Source organism: Brevibacillus sp. MER 51, from assembly GCF_023714195.1.
GTDB lineage: Bacteria > Bacillota > Bacilli > Brevibacillales > Brevibacillaceae > Brevibacillus.
In genome coordinates this window covers 1-254 of record NZ_JAMAUS010000090.1, presented here as the reverse complement: position 1 = coordinate 254, position 254 = coordinate 1, and the positions used below count along the sequence as shown (strand labels likewise).

The 254-nt window shown below is 54.3% G+C and carries 2 rRNA genes; both read left to right on the top strand.

The features are described from left to right. Positions 1-64, top strand: a 16S ribosomal RNA gene (locus M3630_RS30805); the annotation flags it as partial. A 67-nt stretch (positions 65-131) separates the two neighbouring features. Further along, positions 132-248: ribosomal RNA gene (gene rrf, locus M3630_RS30800) — 5S ribosomal RNA — on the top strand. Positions 249-254 lie beyond the last annotated feature (6 nt).

The following is a 254-nucleotide window of genomic DNA, read 5'->3' as shown; positions in this document are numbered from 1 at the left end:
GATGACTGGGGTGAAGTCGTAACAAGGTATCCGTACCGGAAGGTGCGGATGGATCACCTCCTTTCTATGGAGATATGACCGTAACGCAACATTCGCTGTTCAGTTTTGAAGGAGTATTTCCTTCATAATAGTCTGGTGATGATGGCGGAGGGGACACACCCGTTCCCATGCCGAACACGGCCGTTAAGCCCTCCAGCGCCGATGGTACTTGCTCCGCAGGGAGCCGGGAGAGTAGGACGTTGCCAGGCAGTTAC